The sequence below is a fragment of the Cobetia sp. 4B genome, assembly GCF_018831605.1.
In the GTDB taxonomy this organism is placed as follows: domain Bacteria; phylum Pseudomonadota; class Gammaproteobacteria; order Pseudomonadales; family Halomonadaceae; genus Cobetia; species Cobetia amphilecti.
In genome coordinates this window covers 160,246-182,357 of record NZ_CP059843.1, presented here as the reverse complement: position 1 = coordinate 182,357, position 22,112 = coordinate 160,246, and the positions used below count along the sequence as shown (strand labels likewise).

The following is a 22,112-nucleotide window of genomic DNA, read 5'->3' as shown; positions in this document are numbered from 1 at the left end:
AGGCTGAGCGCCAGCAACCAGATCAGCCAGCAAAGCGCGCGTCATGCAGTGGCAGCGCGCGCGTCAGGCCCAGTCTTGCTCGCCACAACGGCTGACCCGCGTCCGAGAGAGACTCCTCGAGCGTGATCTGCATGCCCAGCGCCACTACCTCGACACCAGCGGCCTGCGCCCGGGCAAAGGCCTGCGCATAGGCCGGGTCGAGATGCGCCGCCGGTGCGACATCCTCGATCCCGTCATGGGCGACGCAGAACACCAGCACGCAGCGGTGGCCTGCTGCGACCAGCGCCGCGAGGCTGGCCAGATGACGCTGGGCACGCGTACTCACCGAGTCCGGGAAATAGCCGTGACCGTCGGATTCACGCAGCGTCAGTTGCTTGACCTCCAGATAGATCGAGGCCGCGCCCTCCTCCTTCGGCCACATCTGGAAATCAAGCCGTGAGCGCTCCGGCGTGTCATTGCCCGGTAGCAGGACCTCGACACGCGACTCGCGCTTGAGGCGCGCAAAGTCGGCGAGCCCCATATCGTGCAGCACGCTGACGCTTGCCTGCTGCAGCGCCGCCTCGACATGGGCATTGGCACGTCCGGTATGCACCGCCACCAAGGCCTCACGCCGGCCGTCAGCGCCGGGCGGACCCAGGGGCAGGCGAATCAGCTCCCAGGTCCAGGCGAGCTTGCGCTTGGGGTTGTCGGACGGCGACAGCCATACCTCACAGCCTTCAACGCACACCGCGCGCATCGAGCCGGTATTCGGGCAATGCGCCGTCACCACTTCACCGGCCCGCTCACCCTCGAGCAGCTCTACCTCGGCGAAGAAGCGCTTGTAGCGACGGATCAGACGACCACGATACAGCCCCTCAAGCACCCTCAAGCCGACACTCCCGCCTGAGTGGCACGCCGCTCAAGGAAGCGCTCCATGCGGGCCAGGGCCTCGCGCAGACGCGCCTCATCAGCAGTGAAGGCGATACGCACATGGCGACGCCCTTCGGCCAGCGCGAAGTCCGTGCCCGGCGTGATGGCGACATTCTCTTCTTCCAGCAGTGCGCGGCAGAAGGCCTCGCTGTCATCACTCAGATGCGAGATATCCAGCCAGACGTAGAAAGCGCCCTGCGGCGGCACCGACGGCGCCAGCCCCAGGCGTTCGAGCCCGGCCAGCAGCACGCCACGGCGGGCTTCGAGCACCTGCCGACGACGCTCGAGCTCTGCTTCACATTCCGGCGTGAAGGCTGCCAGCGCCGCATGCTGGGCAGGCGTCGAGGCAGCCAGGAAGACATTCTGCGCCAGGCGTGACAACGGCTCGACCGCCGCTTCAGGCGCCACCAGCCAACCCAGCCGCCAGCCCGTCATGCCGAAGTATTTCGAGAAGCTGTTGATGACGAAGGCATCGGGGCACTCCGCCAGTGCGGTGTGCGCAGGCACGCCATAGGTCAGCCCCTGATAGATCTCATCCACCAGCAGGTGTGCATCACGCGACTGGCACAGCTCGCCCAGCGCCTTCAATTCCTCGGGCGACAGCACGTGTCCGGTGGGGTTGGAGGGCGATGCCACCATCACGGCCCGCGTGTTCTCGCGCCAGAAATCATCGGCAAGTTCGGCGGTCAGCTGCCAGCCACTCTCGGCATTGACGGGCACCACATCCAGCTGGGCATCCACCAGGCCCATGAAGTGGCGATTGCAGGGGTAGGTCGGGTCGGCCATCAACACGCTGTCGCCACGTTCGGCGCACAGCAATGTGGCCAGCAGCAAGGCACCGGAGGCACCGGGCGTGATGATGATACGGGAGGGGGAGACCGTGACGCCGTGGCGGCGCTGATAGTCTGCCGCGATGGCCTCGCGCAGGGCCGGCAGGCCGCAGGCGGGGGTGTAGCGCGTCTGACCGGCCGCCAGCGCCGCCTGCCCGGCGGCGATCACCGGCGCGGGGGTCGGGAAGTCGGGCTCGCCCACTTCCAGATGAATGACGTCATGGCCCGCGGCCTCGCGCGCCTGGGCGGCTTCCAGCAGCGTCATCACGCGAAAGGCAGCGACGGATTCAAGACGGCGGGCAAACGGCATGACAACACTCCTCAGGATGGGAGCTTCATTCTAGGCGCCTGCCAAGGCCCATTCCCAGCCCCTTCGTGCAGGAAAATCGGTGTTTGCCGGTACACGCCGGACCACTGCCCGCTACAAACTATCGTCGGAGATCGGTTGCAAACTTGTCATTTTTACGCTAAATAAGCTGATCTTCTCGCGAGGGCAGCAGTCAGGACAGCCCCCTCGCCGTGGCCAAGGAGGCAGTGCAACAGACTGTCGACGGCCCAAGTCACCTTGCGGAATGAGGCGGTCCCATGCCCTTAGCTGAAACCAAGCCGGAAGCGCTTAAGAAATTCACCCCGTATGAGCCGGCAGCGGGTGAAGAGTACATGAACGAGAAGCAGCTAGCGCACTTCCGTCAGATCCTGCTGGACTGGAAACAGGAGCTGATGGAAGAGGTCGATCGCACCGTGCGTCACTTGCAGGAAGATGCCAACAACTACGCGGACCCTGCAGACCGTGCCACTCAGGAAGAAGGCTTCAGCCTCGAACTGAGAACACGTGATCGCGAGCGCAAGCTGTTGAAGAAGATCAACGAGACCATCGAGAACATCGATGAAGACGACTACGGCTTCTGCGAAGCCTGCGGCGTCGAGATAGGCATTCGTCGTCTGGAAGCACGTCCGACCGCTACCCAGTGTGTCGACTGCAAGACGCTGGCCGAGTTGAAGGAAAAGCAGCTGGGCCGCTAAGCCCTGCTGTCGATGAAGCGACGTCAAGCCGTCGCCCTCATCCCCCATACGGGCACCCTCCTCGGAGCGGTGCCCGTATGCGTTCAGGCCCTGCTGCCTGCGAATTCCCCACCACGAAGGATGACGGAGCCCACATGCCTACCGCCTACCGTGGCCGCTTTGCCCCTACCCCTTCCGGCCCGCTGCATGCGGGCTCACTGCTGGCCGCCGTCGCCAGCTATCTCGATGCCCGCCATCACGGCGGCGAGTGGCTGGTGCGTATCGAGGATATCGACCCGCCGCGCTGCCCCGCCGGGAGCGCCGATACCATCCTGCGCCAGCTGGATGCCTTCGGCCTGCAGCGCGATGGCGAGCTCCGCTATCAGAGCCAGCGGCACGCCGCCTACGCCGAGGCGCTGGAGCAACTGAAGGCCAGTGGTATCGCCTACCCGTGTGATTGCTCGCGCAAGCAGTGGCGCGAGCATGCCATCTACCCCGGCTGGTGCCGTGAGCGAGCCGAGCCTCCCACGGGCGAGCATGCCTGGCGGCTGGATGTGCGTGCGGCAGAGCGCTTCGGCGGCACCCGGGCCATCGCTGGCTGGCAGGACCGCCTGCAGGGCGCGGTCCAGCTGGATCTCGCCCCGCTCGGCGACGTGGTGCTCAAGCGACGCGATGGCCTGTGGGCCTATCAGCTGGCCGTGGTGGTGGATGACGCCGAGCAGGGCATCACCGATGTCGTGCGCGGGCTCGATCTGCTCGACAACAGCCCCTGGCAACGCCTGCTGCAGGCCGCGCTCGACCTGCCGATGCCGCGCCTGACGCACCTGCCGCTGATCACGGCCGACAATGGCCAGAAGCTCTCCAAGCAGAATCTGGCACCGGCCCTGCCGGAAGACGCCAGCGCGATTCGAACGCTGCTGCACCATACCCTGACGCTGCTCGGTCAGGCGCCGCCGCCCGAACTGGCGACCGCCAGCCCCGCTGAACAACTCGCCCACGCCACTCCTCGCTGGTCACTCGCAGCGGTCGGCACCGCGCCGTCTCTCAGTGCGGCCACTGCTCCAATGGCAAGGACCGCTGAGGGCAGCTGAGGGAAGTTGAGGGCAGCTGAGACCAGGCACGCCATGCACTCGGGACGCCTGACAACAGCCACGATTGTCGGATTGCCTCCCCTGTGGGAACAGGACAGACTCGGACGACAGTCATTCCCTCATGCACACCCTCAGGCGAGCGACATCACCCCATGGCCCGGATTCTGATCGTCGAAAAGGAAGGTGCTTCGCGCAACACGCTGCAGCATCTGCTGGAGCGCGAGGGTCACGACGTGGTGCAGGCCAGCGGCCTGGAGGATGCCCGTCTGCAGCACCCTGCCGACTTCGCGCTGGTGATCTGTGACAGCGAACTGGCCGGAGAGCATGCCGACCCGATCCTGCGCGCCAGCCGGCCAACTCCCGTGCTGCTGCTGGCCGACAACCCCAGCCTGCACGCCGCCATCAGCTGCCTGAAGGCGGGGGCAGCCGACTATCTGCCCAAGCCGTTCGATCAGCAGGCCTTCGCGCGCAGCGTGCGAGATGCGCTGTCGCTGCCACGCCAGGGGGCGCCGAGCGCCGCGCCCCCTCCTCCCCAGGCGCATGCTGGCACGGCCAACAAGCCGGTGGAGATGATTGGCCATTGTCGCGCCATGCAACAGGTCTATACCCGCATCCGCAAGGTTGCGCCCGCCGATGTCACCGTGCTGGTGCTCGGTGAGTCCGGCACCGGCAAGGAGCTGGTCGCGCGCGCCATTCACCGTCAGAGCGAACGCCATCAGGCGCCGCTGATCTGCGTCAACTGCGCCGCCATTCCCGAGACGTTGATCGAGTCCGAGCTGTTCGGCCATGAAAAAGGCGCCTTCACCGGCGCCACCAGCTCGCGCACCGGCCTGATCGAAGCCGCCGACGGCGGCACGCTGTTTCTGGATGAGATCGGCGAACTGCCACTGGATGCCCAGGCGCGCCTGCTGCGAGTGCTGCAGGAGGGCGAGATTCGCCGCGTGGGTGCCATCGAGACGCGCTACGTCGACATCCGCCTCATCGCCGCGACCCACCGCAACCTGCACCAGCTCTCGGCCAGCGGCGAGTTCCGCCTTGATCTCTACTACCGCTTGAACGTGATGGAGATCGACCTGCCTCCCTTGCGTGAGCGCGGCGATGACGTACTGGAACTGGCCGAGCACCTGCTGGCCGGCATCGCCCGCAAGCATGGCCGTGACGGCATGCGGCTCTCTCAGCGGGCGCGTCAGGAAATCCATCACTACGCCTGGCCCGGCAATGTCCGTGAGCTGGAAAACGCCCTCGAGCGGGGCGTCATTCTGGCGGAGCGCCGCATCATCGCCCCGGAAGACCTCGGCCTGCGCACGCCCTCAGGGCAGCCGCTTCAGGCAGCGCCCACCGCAACGGCAGACCCGGTGCCTCCATCCACTGCTCAGGCACCTAAGACAGCGGGTAAAGGGGCGGCGAAAGGAGCAATGAAAGGGTCGATGAAAGGCACCGCCAGGGACGCAAGCCCCGAGATGGCCTCAGCGCCTGCCACAGGGAAACCCGCTACCAACCAACAGGACATGGGTCAGCCACCGCCTGCGGACACCCCACGCAGCGGCCTCTCGGTGGTCGGCGATGCTGGTGAAGAGGAAGACCTTTCGCTGGAGGACTACTTCCAGCACTTCGTGCTCGAGCATCAGGACCACATGAGCGAGACCGAGCTCGCACGCCGCCTCGGCATCAGCCGCAAGAACCTCTGGGAGCGACGCCAGCGCCTGGGCATTCCACGTCGCAAGGGCCGCCGCAGCTCTCCCGCAAACTGACATTGGCGCAATGAAGCTGGAGCGACGCCGGAGCACTGACGCTGACGCACAGAAGTCACTGCACTGAAGTCACTGCGCTGAAGTCACTGCGCTGAAGTCACTGCACCATGCAGGTGCCCTCCCGAGCGAGCAACCCGCCTGCGGCGCCACCTTGCCTGCCACAGATCCCCGCATCATCGAGGGCATCGCTAGACTTTAGTGTCGAAAGACTCGCAAAAAACCCAGCTCAATCATTAGCTTGCAAGGCACTTCGTTAGACCTTCGCACCAATTGTTACCATCGACCCCAAATCATGACCCCATCCAGCGCACCAATGGCCACGTCAGGTAACACCTCGCACCTCTCTACACCTCACGTCTCAGCGACCTATGTCTAAATGACTGAATTGCTGGTTTTTTTTAAGCTGTGGCACATCCGATGCAATAACACGGTCAAGAAAAAGAACAACCGGAAATACGAAGCGCGCCCAACAACAACAAGAACGCGCAATGCTTCGAAAACCCTCGACACCAACAAGAACAATACCCGTCGAGCGCGTGACATTGATGATGAACTGCATGCCTCACTACATGAGTGGTGACAGGCAAGAGCCAAAACAAGAACAAACGGCCGCAGTTCATCATCCGCCGATCCAACAACAACAAGATATCGGCAGTCCGGAATCTACTGACCAGGACGCGACGAATCCGGCCTCGAGCACCAACAAGAACAACAGGCTCGACCCCGGATCACCCCCGAAACAACAACAACTCGCGGGGGGAGGCTACTCAGCCGTCGGTGAATGGAAGATTGTTTTGAATACGAGATGGTCACCGAACAGACAGCCAGACAACAACAACATGATCTGCAACACGAAGGATCTGTCTGCATTGATTTGTGACTGTGGTGCGTATTCAGGGCGATGCGCCATCACGAAAAAGAACATCCGCTCAAGGATGCGTGTACCCTACCTGCAAGGGAGACCGAGTGATCGGTCTCCCTTTTTCCTTGTCTGAGAGGTGATTTTCGCCTCGTCAGACGCCTTGAAGTGCAGAGTCGGCCCCTGGATGGCAGACCGGCGCTTTGCCAAGGTATCTGCCCTCGGCTACACTGGGCGGCCTGCCACGCACGAGTCGAATCGCTGCATGCTCAAAGGATTTACCCGCTTTCTACAACGCCCCGGTGACCGCTTGAAGACGCTTTTCAATGCAACTGACGCGCCCGCGGCCCCATTGCCCAGCCTGCGTGTGATACCGCGGGATGAGCATCCCGTGTCCCGCCGCCAGCTCAGCGAGAATGCGCTGAAGGTACTCTATCGCCTGCAAAGCGGTGGATATCAGGCCTATCTGGTCGGTGGCTGTATCCGTGATGCCCTGCTCGGACAACGCCCCAAGGACTTCGACGTGGCCACCAACGCCACGCCGGAACAGGTCCGCGAGCTGTTCCGCAATGCCCGCATCATCGGCCGTCGTTTCCGTATCGTGCACGTGCGCTTCGGTCGTGAGGTGATCGAGGTCACCACCTTCCGCGGCAAGCCGGCCGATAGCACGCCCAGCCAGCATACCCAGCAGTCGGAAGACGGCATGCTGCTGCGTGACAACGTCTTCGGCTCCATCGAGGAGGACGCGCTGCGCCGCGACTTCACGATCAATGCCCTCTATTACGACGTGTCCGACTTCACGATCCACGACTGGGCCAATGGCGTACGCGATATCGAAGCGCGCATGATTCGCCTGATCGGTGATCCGGAAACACGCTATCGCGAAGATCCGGTGCGCATGCTGCGCGCCGTCCGCTTCGCCGGCAAGCTGGACTTCGACATCGAGGAGGCCACGGCCGAACCGATGTACGAACTGGCCCCGCTGCTGCTGCAGATTCCGCCGGCGCGCATGTTCGAGGAAGTGCTCAAGCTGTTCATGTCCGGCTATGCACTGGAAACCTTCCATCTCCTGCGTGAGTTTGGTCTGTTCCAGATGCTGTTCCCCGAGACGGAAGAGAGCTTCGCGCATTATCACTGGTCCATGCCGCTGATCGAGAAGGCGCTGGCCAGCACGGACGACCGCATCCGCGAAGACAAGCCGGTCACGCCGGCCTTCCTGTATGCCGCCCTGCTGTGGCCGGGCGTCAAGGCGCGTACCGACCAGCTGATCGCCAGTGGCATGCCCGATATTCCGGCAGCCCACCAGGCGGCTCAGCAGGCGATCGCTCGCCAGCTCAACCACACCTCGATCCCGAAGCGCTTCAGCATTCCGATGCGCGAGATCTGGGACATGCAGGCCAAGTTGCCGCGTCGTCGTGGCAAGCGCGCCTTCCAGACCCGTGAGCATCCGCGCTTCCGCGCCGCCTACGACTTCCTGCTGCTGCGCGAATTCGCCGGCGAAGTGAAGCCGGGGCTGGGCAAGTGGTGGACCGACTTCCAGGAAGTCGATGCTCGCACCCAGGTCACGATGATCGAAGGTGTCTCCGATGAAGGCCCCGCCGGCAGCAAGCCGGTCGGCACCAAGCGTCGCGGCAAGCGTCGGCGCAATGGTCGCGGCCAGGGCTGAGCAGTGGCTCGTCTGAGCCACTGCCGTCTCCACGCAGGAACTCCGCATGATTTCGACAGCCTTGATTGGCCTCGGTGCCAATCTTGACGATCCGCGCGCTCAACTGGAGCGCGCGCTTGAGGCTCTCGACCGGCTGCCGCTGACCCGCTGCACGCGACATTCTCGCCTGTATGCCAGCAAGCCGGTCGGCCCGCAGGACCAGCCCGACTTCGTCAATGCCGTCGCCGAGCTATCGACCCGCCTGTCTCCCCTCGCCCTGCTCGATCAACTGCAAGCCCTTGAACAGCAGCATCGCCGCGTGCGGCTGCGTCACTGGGGCCCCCGCACGCTGGATCTGGACCTGCTGCTCTTCAATGACAGCAGGATCTCGACGCCGCGTCTCGTCGTGCCCCATCGCGAAATGCTCAAACGTGGTTTCGTGATGCGTCCGTTGGCTGACCTGCTGGGCCCGCAGCGCCTCAGCGTGCTGGGCGAGGAGAATCTCGAAATACTGGCGTCTCGAGTTGAGGGCGATGACTTGCTCCCCCTCGGACCTCAGGAGTAGAGTTTCGCCATCTTGTTACCGTCGTGCCCACTTTGGCCTGTGCGGTAACACTTTCTGGTAACACCGGCCCGTGTCGCCCGCAGTCCGCCCTCGGCGGCCTTCTCGCGATCGCGGCTGCTCGACGCCACGGGCAGCCGCGTCATACGCGCCGCAACGAGTAAGCGTCCCGATGAAAAACGTCACCCTGAGCACCCTGCGCCGCCTCAAGGCCGATGGTGAGACGTTCAGTTGCCTCACCGCCTACGATGCCACCTTTGCTCATCTTGCCAGCGATGCCGGCATTGAAGTGCTGCTGGTCGGCGACTCTCTCGGCATGGTCCTGCAGGGCCATACCAGCACCCTGCCCGTCACCATCGATGACATCTGCTACCACACCGCCGCCGTGGCACGTGGCAAGCAAGGCAGCCTGCTGATGGCCGACCTGCCCTTCATGAGCAATGCCAGCACCGACATCCTGCTCGATCATGCGGCACGCCTGATGCGTGCCGGTGCCGAGATGGTCAAGGTCGAAGGCGAAGCCTGGCTGGCCGATGCCGTCACCGCGCTCGTCCAGCGTGGTGTACCGGTCTGCGTGCACATGGGCCTGACGCCACAGCACGTGCATGCCTTCGGCGGCTACAAGGTGCAGGGTCGCGACGAGGCACGGGCCGAGCAGATCATCGCCGATGCGCGCACGCTGGAAGCCGCAGGCGCCGCGATCATCCTGCTCGAATGCGTGCCGTCCGAGCTGGCCGCGCGCATTCGTGATGCCGTCGAGGTGCCGGTGATCGGCATCGGCGCCGGCGTGGATGTCGATGGCCAGATTCTGGTCATGCACGACATGCTCGACCTGACGCCCGGTCGCAAGCCGCGCTTCGTCAAGAATTTCATGAGCGATGCCGGCAGCGTGCAGGAGGCCTTCGCCGCCTACCACCAGGCGGTCAAGACGCGCAGCTTCCCGGCGCCGGAGCACGGCTTCTGATGAAAACCGTCTCCCAGATCAACGCCCTGCGTGAGCAACTCGCCCAGGCACGCCGCGATGGCCTGCGTATCGCCCTGGTGCCGACCATGGGCAACCTGCATGCCGGCCACCTGTCGCTGGTCCGTGAAGCGCGCCGCCACGCCGACATGGTCGTCGCGAGCGTCTTCGTCAACCCGCTGCAGTTCGGCCCCGGCGAAGACCTCGACAGCTATCCGCGCACCCTCGAGGCCGACCAGAATGCGCTGGCCGCAGAAGGGTGTGACCTGCTGTTCGCCCCCTCGACGGCGGAACTCTACCCCACGGGCCGCGACGGACTGTGCAACGTGCAGGTGCCGGGCGTTTCCGAAGGCCTGTGCGGTGGCAACCGTCCGGGGCACTTCGATGGCGTCGCCACCGTCGTCAGCATCCTGTTCAATCTGGTACGCCCTGAAGTCGCCTGTTTCGGCGAGAAGGACTTCCAGCAGCTGGCCGTGATCCGCAAGCTCAACCGCGACCTGCACTTCGGCATCGAGATCATCGGTGTGCCCATCGTGCGTGCCGAGGATGGGCTGGCGCTGTCATCACGCAACGGCTACCTGAGTGAGCAGGAGCGCGTCATCGCGCCGCGTCTCAAGCAGTGCCTCGACGCCCTGAAGGCTCGCCTTGAGCAGGGCGTGGCGCGTGATGTGGCGCTGCGCGAGGCACTGGCCGCCATCAGCGAGAGCGGCTTCAAGCCGGACTACCTCGAGCTGCGCCGCGCGGCTGACCTGGGGCCGGTCGAGGATGACACGCGCGAGGCGGTGATTCTGGTCGCCGCACACCTGGGCCGTACGCGCCTGCTCGATAACCTGAAGGTCGCCTTGCCGGTGGCCTGATGCCTGATTAGACTGCGCCGCCTTGCACCCTGGCGTGGCACTGTCCGCCACGTCAGACGCGCCATGGCCCTGGTCCCAGGGCCTTGATCTGCGCCCGGTGGCGCTCAACCGGAGACATCCTGATGCAAGCCATCATGCTCAAGGCCAAGCTGCACATGGCCCGCGTGACTCACGCCGTCCTCAACTACGAGGGCTCCTGCGCCATCGATGGCGACCTGCTCGACATGGCAGGCATTCGTGAGTACGAACAGATCCAGATCTACAACGTGGACAACGGCAAGCGCTTCACCACCTATGCCATTCGCGGCGAAGAAGGCTCGAAGATCATCTCGGTGAACGGCGCCGCAGCCCACCAGGCCGACGTCGGCGACCGCGTGATCATCTGCGCCTTCGCCCACTACGCCGAGAGTGAACTGGACGCGCACAAGCCCTCCATGGTCTATCTGATGGAAGGCAACGAGGTCAGCCATACGGCCAACGCCATCCCGGTCCAGATGGCCTGAGCCCCCCTTGCTGCCTGCCGCTCCACGCCCTGAGGGCTGATGCTTTCAGGCCTCGAGCCTGCCGCGAGCGCTCCAACACGACGCCAGCCCTGCCTGCCAGAGCGCTGGCGTCGTGCCGTCTGGACAGGCGATACGTATGGCTAAAGGCTGACACTGGAGATGCCCTTTGGCGATTGCCGCACCGCACAAAACTGCCTTATGCTGGAATCTCACCTCAGCAGGACTGCGCCTCGCCCGCTTGATGGCATGGCCATAGTCGCAGCCAATTGACTCAGACAGTCTCGCAAGAGAACAGGAGCGTTCAGATGCAGGATGTGGTGATCGTAGCAGCCCGTCGTACCGCCGTAGGCGCCTTCGGTGGCAGCCTGGCTGGCATTTCCGCCGCGGATCTCGGCGCACATGTCATCAAGGATATCCTCGCCAGCACGGGTGTCAGTGGCGATCAGGTCGATGAAGTGCTTCTGGGCCAGGTGCTGACAGCAGGATGCGGTCAGAACCCGGCACGTCAGGCGGTCATCAAGGCAGGCTTGCCGGAAGGCGTGCCCGCCATGACCATCAACAAGGTCTGCGGGTCTGGCCTCAAGGCGCTGCACCTGGCCACCCAGGCCATCCGTTGCGGCGATGCCGAGCTGATTCTGGCCGGCGGCCAGGAAAACATGTCCCTGTCTCCGCACGTGCTGCCCAACTCGCGTGACGGCAAGCGCATGGGCGACTGGAAGGCGATCGACTCCATGGTCCACGATGGTCTGTGGGATGCCTTCAATGACATCCACATGGGCATCACCGCCGAGAATCTGGCCGAGAAATACGAGATCACCCGTGAAGCCCAGGACGCCTTCGCGGCCGCCTCTCAGCAGAAGGCCTGCGCAGCCATCGAAGCTGGCCGCTTCAAGGGCCAGATCGTCCCGGTCGAGATCCCGCAGCGCAAGGGCGACCCGATCGTCTTCGATACCGACGAGAACCCGCGCGCCGGCACCACGGCCGAGAAGCTCGGCGGCATGCGTCCGGCCTTCAAGAAGGACGGCACCGTCACCGCCGGCAATGCCTCGGCGCTCAACGACGGCGCTGCCGTGGTCATGCTGTGTTCCGCTGACAAGGCCCGCGAGCTGGGCCTGACGCCGCTGGCGACCATCAAGGCCTACTCCAACGCGGGTGTTGATCCGAAGATCATGGGCATCGGCCCGGCGCCGGCGACTCGCCTATGCCTCAAGAAGGCCGGCTGGAGCCTGGAAGACCTCGACCTGATCGAAGCCAACGAAGCCTTCGCCGCCCAGGCCCTGTCGGTCAACAAGGAGCTGGGCTGGGATGTCGACAAGGTCAACGTCAATGGCGGCGCTATTGCCCTCGGCCACCCGATCGGCGCCTCCGGCTGCCGTGTGCTGGTCTCGCTGGTGCACGAGATGATCGAGCGTGATGCCAAGAAGGGTCTGGCGACCCTGTGCATCGGTGGCGGTCAGGGTGTCGCGCTGGCCATCGAGCGCAGCTGATCGCTCACATATCTGAACCCCCGCCTGAACCCTCCCTGCTCGCGCAATCTCGAGCAGGGAGATATGCAAAAGCCCCCGCCAGTAACCTGGCGGGGGCTTTTTCTTGCCCGGAAGGCTCACCTCTCATGCAGAGCAGGCAAGACCGGGGCGGGGGCGATCCGCGACGATCGGTCAGCCCTGGGCGGCGGCCTCTTCAGCCTGAGCAGCGGCAAAGGCCGCCTTCTCTTCTTCGCTGATCTCTTTCAGCGACAGCTTGACGCGATTGCGGTTGTCGATGTCGAGCACCTTGACCACCACCTCATCGCCTTCGTTGAGGTAGTCACGTACGTCATTGACCCGCTCCTCGACGATCTGCGAGATGTGCAGCAGACCATCGGTGCCCGGCATGAAGGTGATGAAGGCACCGAAGTCAGCGATGCGCGCCACCTTGCCGGCATAGAGCTTGCCGATCTCGGCCTCGGCAATGATGCCCTCGACGTATTTGGCAGCCGCCTGCGCCTGCGCCTTGTGCTCAGCATAGATGCGCACGCTGCCATCATCATCGAGATCGACATTGGCCCCGGTCTCTTCACAGATCTTGCGGATGGTGGAGCCGCCCTTGCCGATCACGTCACGCACCTTGTTGGGCGCGATCTTGAGGGACAGCATCGCCGGAGCATTATCCGAGACTTCCTGGCGACTGGCGGCCAGCACCTCATTCATCTGCGCGAGGATGGTCAGGCGTGCCTCGAGGGCCTGTTCCAGCGCCTGCTCAAGAATCTCCTCGTCGATTCCTTCGATCTTGATGTCCATCTGCAGCGCGGTAACGCCTTCCGCGGTCCCCGCGACCTTGAAGTCCATGTCGCCGAGGTGATCCTCATCGCCGAGGATATCGGTCAGTATCGCGACGCCATTGGCGTCCTTGACCAGCCCCATGGCGATACCCGCGACCGGCGCCTTGAGCGGCACACCGGCGTCCATCAGCGCAAGCGAGGCGCCACAGACGGATGCCATCGAGCTCGAGCCGTTGGATTCAGTGATCTCGGAGACGACACGGATCGCGTAGGGGAAGGCCTGCAACGACGGCAGCATGGATTCGATGCCACGACGCGCCAGACGCCCATGACCGATCTCACGCCGCTTGGGCGCGCCGATGAAGCCCGTCTCGCCGACGCAGTAGGGCGGGAAGTTGTAGTGCAGCATGAAGCGGTCCTGCTTCTCGCCGGACAGCCCTTCGATCAGCTGTGAGTCGCGCGTGGTCCCCAGGGTGGCAGTGGCGATCGCCTGGGTCTCGCCGCGGGTGAACAGCGCCGAGCCATGCGCCTTGGGCAACACGCCCACTGCCATGTCCAGCGGTCGCACGGTGCGCGTATCACGACCATCGATACGCGGCTCGCCGGCGATCACGCGCTGACGCACGATACGCTTCTCGAGCGCTGCGAAGGCCATGGCGACGGCCTCGACACTGAATCGCGCATCATCCTCGGCGCCCAGCAGGTCGATGGCCTGCGCCTTGAGCGCCGACAGGCTGTCCTGACGCGCCAACTTGTCACTCAGGCGATAGGCATCACCGATCTGGGTGGCGAAGCTCTGCTCCAGCGCCTCGACCAGCACGCGGTCGAGCTTCTGCGGCACCCACGCCCACTTGGGACGATTGACCTTCGCGGCGAACGTCTCGATCCCCGTGATGGCCTTCTGCATCTCGTGATGGCCATAGAGCACGGCGCCGAGCATCTCGTCTTCCAGCAGCTCCTGGGCCTCGGACTCGACCATCAACACGGCCTTCTCGGTCCCCGCCACCACCATGTCCAGCTCGGAATGCGCCAGTTCGCTGTAGCCGGGATTCAGGAAGTAGCCGCGCTGCTCGCTGAAGCCGACGCGCGCCGCGCCCGCGGGGCCCGCGAAGGGTACACCGGAGATGCAAAGCGCTGCAGAGGTGCCGAGCAGTGCCGCGATGTCCGGGTCGACATTGCGCTCCGCCGACATCACCGTGCAGACCACCTGCACCTCATTCATGAAGCCTTCGGGAAACAGCGGGCGCATCGGGCGGTCGATCAAGCGTGAGGTCAGGGTTTCCTTCTCGGTGGGACGCCCTTCGCGCTTGAGGAAGCCGCCGGGGATGCGCCCCGCCGCGTAGGCCTTCTCCTGATAGTGGACCGACAACGGGAAGAAGGACTGGCCGGGTTTCGGCGACGCCTTGGCCACCACGGTGCACAACACCGAGGTATTGCCCATGGTCACCATCACGCTACCGGTCGCCTGACGCGCGATGCGGCCGGTCTCGAGGGTGATGGTGTCATTACCGTACTGGAAGCTGTGCGTTACCGGGTTCACGGCGCATGTCCTTTAATCTGATAGTCATCGATGCCAGGCGCTCATGGTAAAGCGCGCCACAGGCAATGAAAAGCGGGTTGATCCCACGCGACAAGCGGGCTGCAGCGCGGGTCGAGCCTCTGATCTGAAGCCCGGATCACCTCGGTATCAGGCACAAAAAAACCGACACCGCCCGCAGGCAGTGTCGGTTTTCCTGTGCCCACCGGGGGCCCGCCATGCACCGAAGTGCATGGCGGCAACATCGCTGATTAGCGACGCAGACCCAGACGCTGGATCAGAGCGGTGTAACGCTCGAAGTCCTTGCGCTTGAGGTAGTCAAGCAGCTTGCGGCGCTGGTTGACCATGCGGATCAGACCACGACGGGAGTGGTGATCCTGCTTGTTGGCCTTGAAGTGACCCTGCAGGCCATCAATGTTGGCGCTCAGCAGAGCAACCTGAACTTCCGGGGAACCGGTGTCGTTCTCGCCACGGCCGAATTCGGTAACGATCTCAGCCTTCTTCTCAGCGGTAAGTGCCATCTGTCTCTCCAGTAAGCAATATGCTTGATAGATTAGAAATGTCGAAGACCACGCATATTTGCAGTCTTCATGCGGCTTGCGGCGAGGCCGCAATCAGCTCACCCAGCCGCCGCCTCGACGGCAGAACTGAGCAGTCGGCGAGGAGCGATGATGCCCTCCGCCGCAATCCGGACCAGCCCGAGCAACTGCTGGTCCTGATACACACGAGCCAGGGAGTCCACTTCCAGCGACCCTGTCGTCGTTTCAGCCTGTTGACCACGCAATATCATCCGCGCCATCTCGGCAGTGATGTCGAGACGCGGGAGATGATCGAGCAGGATGTCGACAGGTAACAGAACACCTTCACGTGCCTGCTGATCAGCCAGCGCCTCGAGGCGCTCGAAATCCAGCATGGCATCACCCGTGAACGGGCCCGTCTTGAGACGACGCAGTGCCGTGAGGTGGGCACCACAGCCCAGCGCCTCGCCGATATCCTCGGCCAGACTGCGTATGTAGGTACCCTTGCTGACCGCCACTTCGATCTCGATGCCATCGGAGTGCCGCGCAAGAAGCGCCATATTGTAGATGGTAACGCGACGGACTGCACGCTCGATTTCAATCCCCTGGCGCGCCAGCTCGTAGAGCGGACGTCCCTGGTGCTTGAGCGCGGAGTACATCGGCGGTACCTGATCTATCTCGCCACGGAACCTGTCCAGCACCGCGTCCAGCTCGGCCTGCGCAATCTCGGGAATCTCCCGCTCGCGAATCACCTTGCCTTCCGCATCACCGGTATCGGTGACCTGGCCAAACTTGATCCGTGCCCGATAGACCTTGTCTGCCTCGAGAAGATGCGAGGAGAACTTGGTCGCTTCCCCGAAGCAGACCGGCAACAAGCCGGTCGCCATCGGGTCGAGCGTGCCGGTATGACCGGCCTTCTGCGCCTGGTAGAGGCGACGAGCCTTCTGAAGCGCATAGTTGCTGGACATGCCCTTGGGCTTGTCCAGCAACAGAACGCCATCGATCGGCAAGCCGCGACGACGACGCGCCATCAGGCGTCCGGCGTGGTGCCCGGGGCACCATCTTCGCTGTCGTCATCACCGCGTTCAGCACTGCGCTTGCGATCGTCGGCGACCGCATCGTTGATCAGTGAGGACAGGTGATGGCCACGAACGACGCTTTCATCGTAATGAAAACGCAGTTCCGGCACGTGGCGCAGCTGAATGGTGCGCGCCAGCTGGGAGCGCAGGAAACCTGCCGCGCGCTTGAGCACGGCGAGGTTTTCCTTGATGCGTTCCGGGCTGTCGTCACCCAGCAGGGTCACGTAGACATCGGAGTAGGACAGGTCGCGGCTGACCTTGGCGGCGCTGACCGTCAGCATGCCAAGGCGCGGGTCCTTGACCTCGCGCTGAATCAACAGCGCGAGCTCTTGCTGGATCTGGTCCGCCACGCGGTCAGTACGGCTGTATTCACGCATCCGTGATCTCTCCTTGCAGGGGCGCTATCAGAGCGTGCGCTCGACCTGGATCTGGTCGAACACCTCGATCTTGTCGCCAACCTGCACGTCGTTGTAGTTCTTGACGCCGATACCACATTCCATGCCGTTGCGGACTTCGTTGACGTCATCCTTGAAGCGACGCAGGGATTCCAGCTCGCCTTCATAGATGACCACGTTGTCACGCAGCACGCGGATGCGCTTGGAGCGGTACATGTTGCCTTCGACGACCATACAACCGGCGATCGCGCCGATCTTCGGTGCCTTGAAGACATCGCGCACTTCGGCAACACCGACGATCTGCTCGCGGAATTCCGGTGCCAGCATGCCAGTCATGGCCAGCTTGACCTCGTCGATCAGCTGGTAGATGACGCTGTAGTAGCGCAGATCCAGACCTTCACGCTCGACGATCTCACGCGCGGAGGCGTCAGCACGGACGTTGAAGCCGACCAGGATCGCCTCGGAAGCGAGTGCCAGGTTGGCATCGGTACCGGTGATACCACCGACACCGGAAGAGACCACGGCCACCTTGACTTCTTCGGTGGAGAGTTCTTCCAGCGCGCCACGGATGGCTTCCAGAGAACCCTGCACGTCGGCCTTGAGGACGACGTTGACCTTGGCGACTTCGTCCTGACCCATCTGGGAGAACATGTTCTCCAGCTTGGCCTTCTGCTGACGTGCCAGGCGCACTTCGCGGTACTTGCCCTGACGGAAGTTGGCGACTTCACGTGCCTTCTTCTCGTCCGGGACCACGGTGAACTCTTCACCGGCGTCCGGCGTGCCACCCAGGCCCTGGATCTCGACCGGCATGGCCGGACCCACGGAATCGACCTGCTTGCCGAGTTCGTTGATCAGCGCACGCACACGGCCGTAATGCAGGCCGGCAAGGACGATATCGCCCTTCTTCAGCGTACCGTTCTGGACCAGCACGGTCGCGACCGGACCACGGCCCTTGTCGAGACGGGACTCGACCACGACGCCTTTACCCGGCGCGGACGGCACGGCCTGAAGTTCGAGAACTTCGGAGACCAGCAGGACACCTTCGAGCAGCGCGTCGATGTTCTCGCCGGTCTTGGCGGAAACGTGGACGAACTGGGTATCACCACCCCATTCCTCGGAGATGACACCGTGCTGGGACAGCTCATTCTTGACGCGGTCCGGATCAGCACCCGGCTTGTCGATCTTGTTCACCGCCACGACCATCGGGACACCCGCGGCCTTGGAGTGCTCGACAGCCTCGATGGTCTGCGGCATCACGCCATCATCGGCAGCCACCACCAGGATGACGACGTCGGTCGCCTTGGCACCACGAGCACGCATGGCGGTGAACGCCGCGTGGCCCGGGGTATCCAGGAAGGTGATGTCACCGTTGTCGTGTTCGACGTGGTAGGCACCGATGTGCTGGGTGATACCACCCGCTTCACCTGTGGCAACCTTGGTGCGGCGGATGTAATCCAGCAGCGAGGTCTTGCCGTGGTCGACGTGACCCATGACGGTAACGACCGGCGCGCGGGTGATCTGCTCACCTTCGTAGGAGATGCCTTCGAGAACGGCTGTCTCGAGTGCGTCATCCTTGATCAGCTTGGGCGTGTGGCCCATTTCCTCGACCACGATGGTCGCGGTTTCCTGATCGATCGTCTGGTTGATGGTGACCGCAGCGCCCATGTTGAACATGGTCTTGATCACTTCAGACGCCTTGACGGCCATCTTGTCGGCGAGGTCTGCCACTGAGATGGACTCAGGGATGGAGACTTCACGGACGAAGGTCTGGACCGGCTTCGGCGGCTGACGGTTGGCATCACGGCCACCACGACGACCACCGCGACGCTCGGCGCGCTTGACCTTCTTGGCCCCGCCACGCTTGCGTTCGCTACGGTCTTCACGGGCTTCGCGACGATCACGTGATTCATCACGCGGCGCAGCCTTGGCGCGACGCGGTGCATCACCACGCGGCTCCTTCGGCGGCGCATTGACTTCCGGCGCAGCGTCGGCGGCCGGTGCAGCGGCAGCAGCCGGTGCACTCTGACGCGGACGCTCTTCGCGACGGCTGTCATTGCCACGACGCTCTTCGCGCTGCGGTGCCGCAGCCGGCTTGTCCGCAACGGCAGCTGCCGGTGCAGCAGCAGCCGGCGCTTCTGCAGCCTGCTCTTCGCCCTCTTTGACGTAGGTACGCTTCTTGCGCACCTGCACCTCGATGGACTTGCCGCGACCGCTACCCGTGTTGATGCGAGACTTGGTCTTGCGGGTCAGGGTAATGCGGTTCTTGGGCGCTGCCGGAGCGGCGCCACCACCGTGGCTCTTGGTGAGGTGATCAAGCAGCTTCTGCTTGTCGACCTCAGAGACGGCGTCGTTCTCTGACTTGTGCTTCAGACCCGCTTCATGCATCTGTTCCAGTAGGCGGGCTGACTCGCGGCCCACCTTCTTGGCGAATTCTTTGACTGTCATTTCTGACATGTACGACCCTCCTGAGCCCGTGACCTAGTTACTGTTCGCTTGCGAACCAGGGCGCGCGGGCGGTCATGATCAACGCCGCTGCTCGCTCTTCGTCGACGCCTTCGATGTCTTTCAGATCATCGATGGCCTGCTCAGCAAGGTCTTCCATGGTGACGATACCCTTGCTGGCCAGGATGTATGCCAGATGACTCTCCATGCCTTCCATGTTGAGCAGGTCTTCGGCCGGCTGTGCGCCGTCCAGTTGCTCTTCAGTGGCGATGGCGAGATTCAGCAGTTCATCCTTGGCCCGAGCGCGCAGCTCCTCGACCAGATCCTGGTCAAAGCCCTCGACCTCGAGCATTTCCTCGAGCGGGACATAGGCGATTTCCTCGAGTGAGGTGAAGCCCTCGTCCACCAGGACACGGGCTAGATCCTCTTCAATCTCGAGATGAGTGATGAAATATTCGACGAAACTGTCGATTTCCTGCTCGCGCTTGCCCTCGGCTTCCGCCTCGGTCATGACGTTGAGCTGCCAACCGGTCAGCTCACTGGCCAGACGAACGTTCTGACCGCTGCGGCCGATGGCCTGAGCCAGGTTGTCCGCAGCGACAGCGACATCCATGGAATGGGTGTCTTCGTCGACCAGAATGGAACCGACATCTGCCGGCGCCATGGCGTTGATGACGAGCTGGGCAGGATTGTCATCCCACAGGATGATATCCACGCGTTCGTTACGTAGTTCATTGGACACGGCCTGCACGCGTGAACCACGCATGCCGACACAGGCACCGATCGGATCGATACGCTTGTCGTTGCTCTTGACCGCGATCTTGGCGCGCGAGCCCGGATCACGGGCAGCACCCTTGATCTCGATCAGCTGCTCGGCGATTTCCGGGACTTCGATCTTGAACAGCTCGATGATCAGCTCAGGACGCGTACGCGACAGGATCAGCTGAGAACCACGAGCATCCGCGTCGACTTTCCACAGCAGGGCACGAACCCGCTCGTTCAAGCGGTAGCGCTCGCCGTGAATCATCTCACCGCGCGGAAGGAAGCCTTCGGCGTTGTCGCCCAGATCGATGATGAGGCCATCACGTGTCGTCTTCTTGACGATACCCGCGACCAGCTCACCTTCACGTTCGGCGTAAAGGCGCACCACTTCCGCACGCTCGGCCTCGCGCACCTTCTGCACGATGACCTGCTTGGCGGTCTGTGCAGCGATGCGACCGAACGCTTCGGATTCGATCTGCTTCTCGACCACGGCACCCAGCGCCAGCGGCTCTTCGCGCTGTTCGGCGATACTGGCCTTGATCTCGTAGTCCGGCGTCTCGAACTCGTCGTCTTCGACGACGGTCCAGCGACGGTAGGTCGCGTAATCACCGGTGACACGATCGATCTTGACGCGGATATCCGCCTCTTCCTGATCGAAACGCTTGCGTGACGCCGAAGCCAATGCCGCTTCGACGGCTTCGAAAATCACATCCCGCGGCACGCCTTTCTCGTTGGAGATGGCGTCAACGACCAGCAGAATCTCTTTGCTCATGACTTTGCCTCGCCAGAAACCTGTCCTTGCGCATCGACCCGGGCTCGCAACGCGAGCGGTGTGCCGACAACGTCAGTTATTTGAACTGCGGCACAATGCGTGCCTGGTCGATGCTTTCAATGGGAAAGCAGTATTCTTCTTCATCGACCCGGATCACGACATCACCGTCTTCGGTGCCAGTCACCAGCCCCTGGAACTTGCGCTGGCCATCGAAGGCCTGGCGAAGTCGCAGTGCCACCACGTGACCGATGTAGCGCTCGTACTGGTCAAGCGTGAACAACGGACGATCCATGCCTGGAGACGAGACTTCAAGCTGGAACTGACCGGTAATGGGGTCTTCGACATCCAGTACGGCACCCACCTGACGACTGACGTTTGCGCAGTTGTCCACGGTAATGCCATCGGGATGGTCGATATAGATCACCAGACGGGACTGCTTGCCTTGGGAGAGATAGTCGATACCCCAGAGCTCGAAGCCCAGAGCAGAGACGACTGGATCGATAAGCGCGTTAAGCGCAGCGTCCTTGGTTGACACAGACGAGGCTCCTACAGCAGTTGCATCAGGCACCTGACCGGGAGTAGAGAAGAGAGCTAGGTGGCTGATTGGCACTGGTGCTAACAAAAAGCCCCTTCATAGGAAGGGGCCTTTCAAGAAACTTGGTAGCGGGGACCGGATTTGAACCGATGACCTTCGGGTTATGAGCCCGACGAGCTACCAGACTGCTCCACCCCGCAACAATAGTCGGACGATGGTAATGTCACCGAAAAAGGAGGTCAAGGAATGACGTCTTTCCAAGGTGGCAGAGTTGCGTCCAGACTGCCAATCGATCTAACAAGATGGTGCCGAAGGGGGGACTTGAACCCCCACGACCATAAGGTCACTACCCCCTCAAGATAGCGTGTCTACCAATTCCACCACTTCGGCACGGGGGCGGGTATCGCCTGAGACGTTACCCGGAAGAATTCAAAGTTAACGCCTTGAATTCCTTAGAGTGCTGGTTGGTCTGCGTTGCCGCTTTCCTCAAGCACTGGCGACGTATTCTCCACACTTTCCTCGGAGTCGTCAAGTGATGGCAGTGAATTTTTCTGCTGCTCGATCACGCTGGCATTCGGAATGCCCGCTTCGACTGACGGCTGGTTGGCGTTGGACGCGAACCAGGCCAGTGTCAGAGAGGTCGCGAAGAAGCCCGCGGCCAGAACACCCGTGAAGCGCGCGAGGAAGTTGCCGCTACCGCTGGAACCGAAAACGGTCTGGGAAGCACCACCGCCACCAAAGGCAGCGCCAGCTTCGGCACCCTTGCCCTGCTGAAGAAGGACGAGCACGATCAGCGCGACCGCGAGTACCACATGGACCATCAGAACGGCTACTTGCATGAG

General features: G+C 63.1%; 20 protein-coding genes and 2 tRNA genes. 10 read left to right on the top strand and 12 right to left on the bottom strand.

What is annotated here, in order from left to right; all coding sequences use genetic code 11:
* Positions 1-22: 22 nt before the first annotated feature.
* Positions 23-868 carry a DNA/RNA nuclease SfsA gene (gene sfsA, locus H2O77_RS00830; protein ID WP_215823708.1) on the bottom strand — a complete coding sequence of 282 codons (846 nt, stop codon included), beginning with the start codon at positions 866-868 and terminating at the stop codon, positions 23-25.
* Entirely contained in the window at positions 865-2,049 is a 1,185-nt protein-coding gene (locus tag H2O77_RS00825; RefSeq protein WP_215823707.1) for an aminotransferase class I/II-fold pyridoxal phosphate-dependent enzyme, read from the bottom strand. Before H2O77_RS00825 ends, sfsA begins: the two co-directional genes overlap by 4 nt.
* 275 nt (positions 2,050-2,324) lie before the next feature.
* On the opposite strand from H2O77_RS00825, the gene dksA reads away from it, so the two are divergent.
* From dksA to H2O77_RS00770, 10 genes are all read left to right on the top strand, one after another.
* Positions 2,325-2,762 carry an RNA polymerase-binding protein DksA gene (dksA, locus tag H2O77_RS00820; protein WP_043333424.1) on the top strand — a complete coding sequence of 146 codons (438 nt, stop codon included), beginning with the start codon at positions 2,325-2,327 and terminating at the stop codon, positions 2,760-2,762.
* 134 nt (positions 2,763-2,896) lie between these two features.
* Positions 2,897-3,832, top strand: coding sequence for a tRNA glutamyl-Q(34) synthetase GluQRS (gluQRS, locus tag H2O77_RS00815; RefSeq protein ID WP_215823706.1), 936 nt, complete (start codon positions 2,897-2,899; stop codon positions 3,830-3,832).
* A gap of 152 nt (positions 3,833-3,984) precedes the next feature.
* Complete coding sequence (locus H2O77_RS00810) at positions 3,985-5,583, top strand: sigma-54 dependent transcriptional regulator (protein WP_240548664.1); 1,599 nt, start codon at positions 3,985-3,987, stop codon at positions 5,581-5,583.
* A 376-nt stretch (positions 5,584-5,959) separates the two neighbouring features.
* The gene (locus H2O77_RS00800) at positions 5,960-6,163 is read left to right on the top strand and encodes a hypothetical protein (RefSeq protein WP_192839090.1); all 204 of its coding nucleotides are present in this window, start codon (positions 5,960-5,962) and stop codon (positions 6,161-6,163) included.
* Positions 6,164-6,707: 544 nt separating this feature from the next.
* Entirely contained in the window at positions 6,708-8,108 is a 1,401-nt protein-coding gene (gene pcnB, locus H2O77_RS00795; protein ID WP_043333418.1) for a polynucleotide adenylyltransferase PcnB, read from the top strand.
* Positions 8,109-8,154: 46 nt separating this feature from the next.
* The gene (gene folK, locus H2O77_RS00790; RefSeq protein WP_054556450.1) at positions 8,155-8,652 is read left to right on the top strand and encodes a 2-amino-4-hydroxy-6-hydroxymethyldihydropteridine diphosphokinase; all 498 of its coding nucleotides are present in this window, start codon (positions 8,155-8,157) and stop codon (positions 8,650-8,652) included.
* A gap of 169 nt (positions 8,653-8,821) precedes the next feature.
* Positions 8,822-9,613, top strand: coding sequence for a 3-methyl-2-oxobutanoate hydroxymethyltransferase (gene panB, locus H2O77_RS00785; protein ID WP_054556449.1), 792 nt, complete (start codon positions 8,822-8,824; stop codon positions 9,611-9,613).
* Positions 9,613-10,467, top strand: a complete 855-nt coding sequence (panC, locus tag H2O77_RS00780; RefSeq protein WP_215823705.1) for a pantoate--beta-alanine ligase — start codon at positions 9,613-9,615, stop codon at positions 10,465-10,467. The genes panB and panC overlap by 1 nt, the downstream gene beginning before the upstream one ends.
* A 122-nt stretch (positions 10,468-10,589) precedes the next feature.
* Positions 10,590-10,970, top strand: coding sequence for an aspartate 1-decarboxylase (panD, locus tag H2O77_RS00775; protein WP_043333409.1), 381 nt, complete (start codon positions 10,590-10,592; stop codon positions 10,968-10,970).
* A 305-nt stretch (positions 10,971-11,275) separates the two neighbouring features.
* On the top strand, positions 11,276-12,457 hold the full coding sequence (locus tag H2O77_RS00770) for an acetyl-CoA C-acetyltransferase (RefSeq protein WP_043333407.1): 1,182 nt from the start codon (positions 11,276-11,278) through the stop codon (positions 12,455-12,457).
* A gap of 171 nt (positions 12,458-12,628) precedes the next feature.
* On the opposite strand, the gene pnp is transcribed toward H2O77_RS00770, so the two are convergent.
* From pnp to secG, 10 genes are all read right to left on the bottom strand, one after another.
* Positions 12,629-14,770 carry a polyribonucleotide nucleotidyltransferase gene (gene pnp / locus H2O77_RS00765; RefSeq protein WP_215823704.1) on the bottom strand — a complete coding sequence of 714 codons (2,142 nt, stop codon included), beginning with the start codon at positions 14,768-14,770 and terminating at the stop codon, positions 12,629-12,631.
* Positions 14,771-15,018: 248 nt separating this feature from the next.
* Positions 15,019-15,288 (bottom strand): 30S ribosomal protein S15, encoded by a 270-nt coding sequence (gene rpsO, locus H2O77_RS00760; protein WP_024952154.1) that lies wholly within the window; start codon positions 15,286-15,288, stop codon positions 15,019-15,021.
* Between the two features lie 98 nt (positions 15,289-15,386).
* Positions 15,387-16,316 carry a tRNA pseudouridine(55) synthase TruB gene (truB, locus tag H2O77_RS00755; protein ID WP_215823703.1) on the bottom strand — a complete coding sequence of 310 codons (930 nt, stop codon included), beginning with the start codon at positions 16,314-16,316 and terminating at the stop codon, positions 15,387-15,389.
* Complete coding sequence (rbfA, locus tag H2O77_RS00750) at positions 16,316-16,741, bottom strand: 30S ribosome-binding factor RbfA (protein ID WP_043333400.1); 426 nt, start codon at positions 16,739-16,741, stop codon at positions 16,316-16,318. Before rbfA ends, truB begins: the two co-directional genes overlap by 1 nt.
* A gap of 27 nt (positions 16,742-16,768) precedes the next feature.
* Complete coding sequence (gene infB / locus H2O77_RS00745; RefSeq protein WP_215823702.1) at positions 16,769-19,213, bottom strand: translation initiation factor IF-2; 2,445 nt, start codon at positions 19,211-19,213, stop codon at positions 16,769-16,771.
* 28 nt (positions 19,214-19,241) lie between these two features.
* Entirely contained in the window at positions 19,242-20,735 is a 1,494-nt protein-coding gene (gene nusA, locus H2O77_RS00740) for a transcription termination factor NusA (protein ID WP_054556444.1), read from the bottom strand.
* A 76-nt stretch (positions 20,736-20,811) separates the two neighbouring features.
* On the bottom strand, positions 20,812-21,270 hold the full coding sequence (gene rimP, locus H2O77_RS00735) for a ribosome maturation factor RimP (RefSeq protein ID WP_043333393.1): 459 nt from the start codon (positions 21,268-21,270) through the stop codon (positions 20,812-20,814).
* 123 nt (positions 21,271-21,393) lie between these two features.
* Positions 21,394-21,470 (bottom strand) — tRNA-Met (locus H2O77_RS00730).
* 103 nt (positions 21,471-21,573) lie between these two features.
* Positions 21,574-21,660: transfer RNA gene (locus H2O77_RS00725), tRNA-Leu, on the bottom strand.
* Positions 21,661-21,722: 62 nt separating this feature from the next.
* Complete coding sequence (secG, locus tag H2O77_RS00720; RefSeq protein ID WP_043333391.1) at positions 21,723-22,109, bottom strand: preprotein translocase subunit SecG; 387 nt, start codon at positions 22,107-22,109, stop codon at positions 21,723-21,725.
* Positions 22,110-22,112 lie beyond the last annotated feature (3 nt).

Coding starts and splice junctions, on each gene's coding strand:
- panC (WP_215823705.1), top strand. CDS start 9,613: ATGAAAACCGTCTCCCAGATCAACGCCCTGCGTGAGCAACTCGCCCAG.
- panD (WP_043333409.1), top strand. CDS start 10,590: ATGCAAGCCATCATGCTCAAGGCCAAGCTGCACATGGCCCGCGTGACT.
- nusA (WP_054556444.1), bottom strand. CDS start 20,735: ATGAGCAAAGAGATTCTGCTGGTCGTTGACGCCATCTCCAACGAGAAA.
- H2O77_RS00810 (WP_240548664.1), top strand. CDS start 3,985: ATGGCCCGGATTCTGATCGTCGAAAAGGAAGGTGCTTCGCGCAACACG.
- secG (WP_043333391.1), bottom strand. CDS start 22,109: ATGCAAGTAGCCGTTCTGATGGTCCATGTGGTACTCGCGGTCGCGCTG.
- panB (WP_054556449.1), top strand. CDS start 8,822: ATGAAAAACGTCACCCTGAGCACCCTGCGCCGCCTCAAGGCCGATGGT.
- H2O77_RS00825 (WP_215823707.1), bottom strand. CDS start 2,049: ATGCCGTTTGCCCGCCGTCTTGAATCCGTCGCTGCCTTTCGCGTGATG.
- dksA (WP_043333424.1), top strand. CDS start 2,325: ATGCCCTTAGCTGAAACCAAGCCGGAAGCGCTTAAGAAATTCACCCCG.
- folK (WP_054556450.1), top strand. CDS start 8,155: ATGATTTCGACAGCCTTGATTGGCCTCGGTGCCAATCTTGACGATCCG.
- pcnB (WP_043333418.1), top strand. CDS start 6,708: ATGCTCAAAGGATTTACCCGCTTTCTACAACGCCCCGGTGACCGCTTG.
- rpsO (WP_024952154.1), bottom strand. CDS start 15,288: ATGGCACTTACCGCTGAGAAGAAGGCTGAGATCGTTACCGAATTCGGC.
- truB (WP_215823703.1), bottom strand. CDS start 16,316: ATGGCGCGTCGTCGTCGCGGCTTGCCGATCGATGGCGTTCTGTTGCTG.
- H2O77_RS00770 (WP_043333407.1), top strand. CDS start 11,276: ATGCAGGATGTGGTGATCGTAGCAGCCCGTCGTACCGCCGTAGGCGCC.
- gluQRS (WP_215823706.1), top strand. CDS start 2,897: ATGCCTACCGCCTACCGTGGCCGCTTTGCCCCTACCCCTTCCGGCCCG.
- H2O77_RS00800 (WP_192839090.1), top strand. CDS start 5,960: ATGACTGAATTGCTGGTTTTTTTTAAGCTGTGGCACATCCGATGCAAT.
- rbfA (WP_043333400.1), bottom strand. CDS start 16,741: ATGCGTGAATACAGCCGTACTGACCGCGTGGCGGACCAGATCCAGCAA.
- infB (WP_215823702.1), bottom strand. CDS start 19,213: ATGTCAGAAATGACAGTCAAAGAATTCGCCAAGAAGGTGGGCCGCGAG.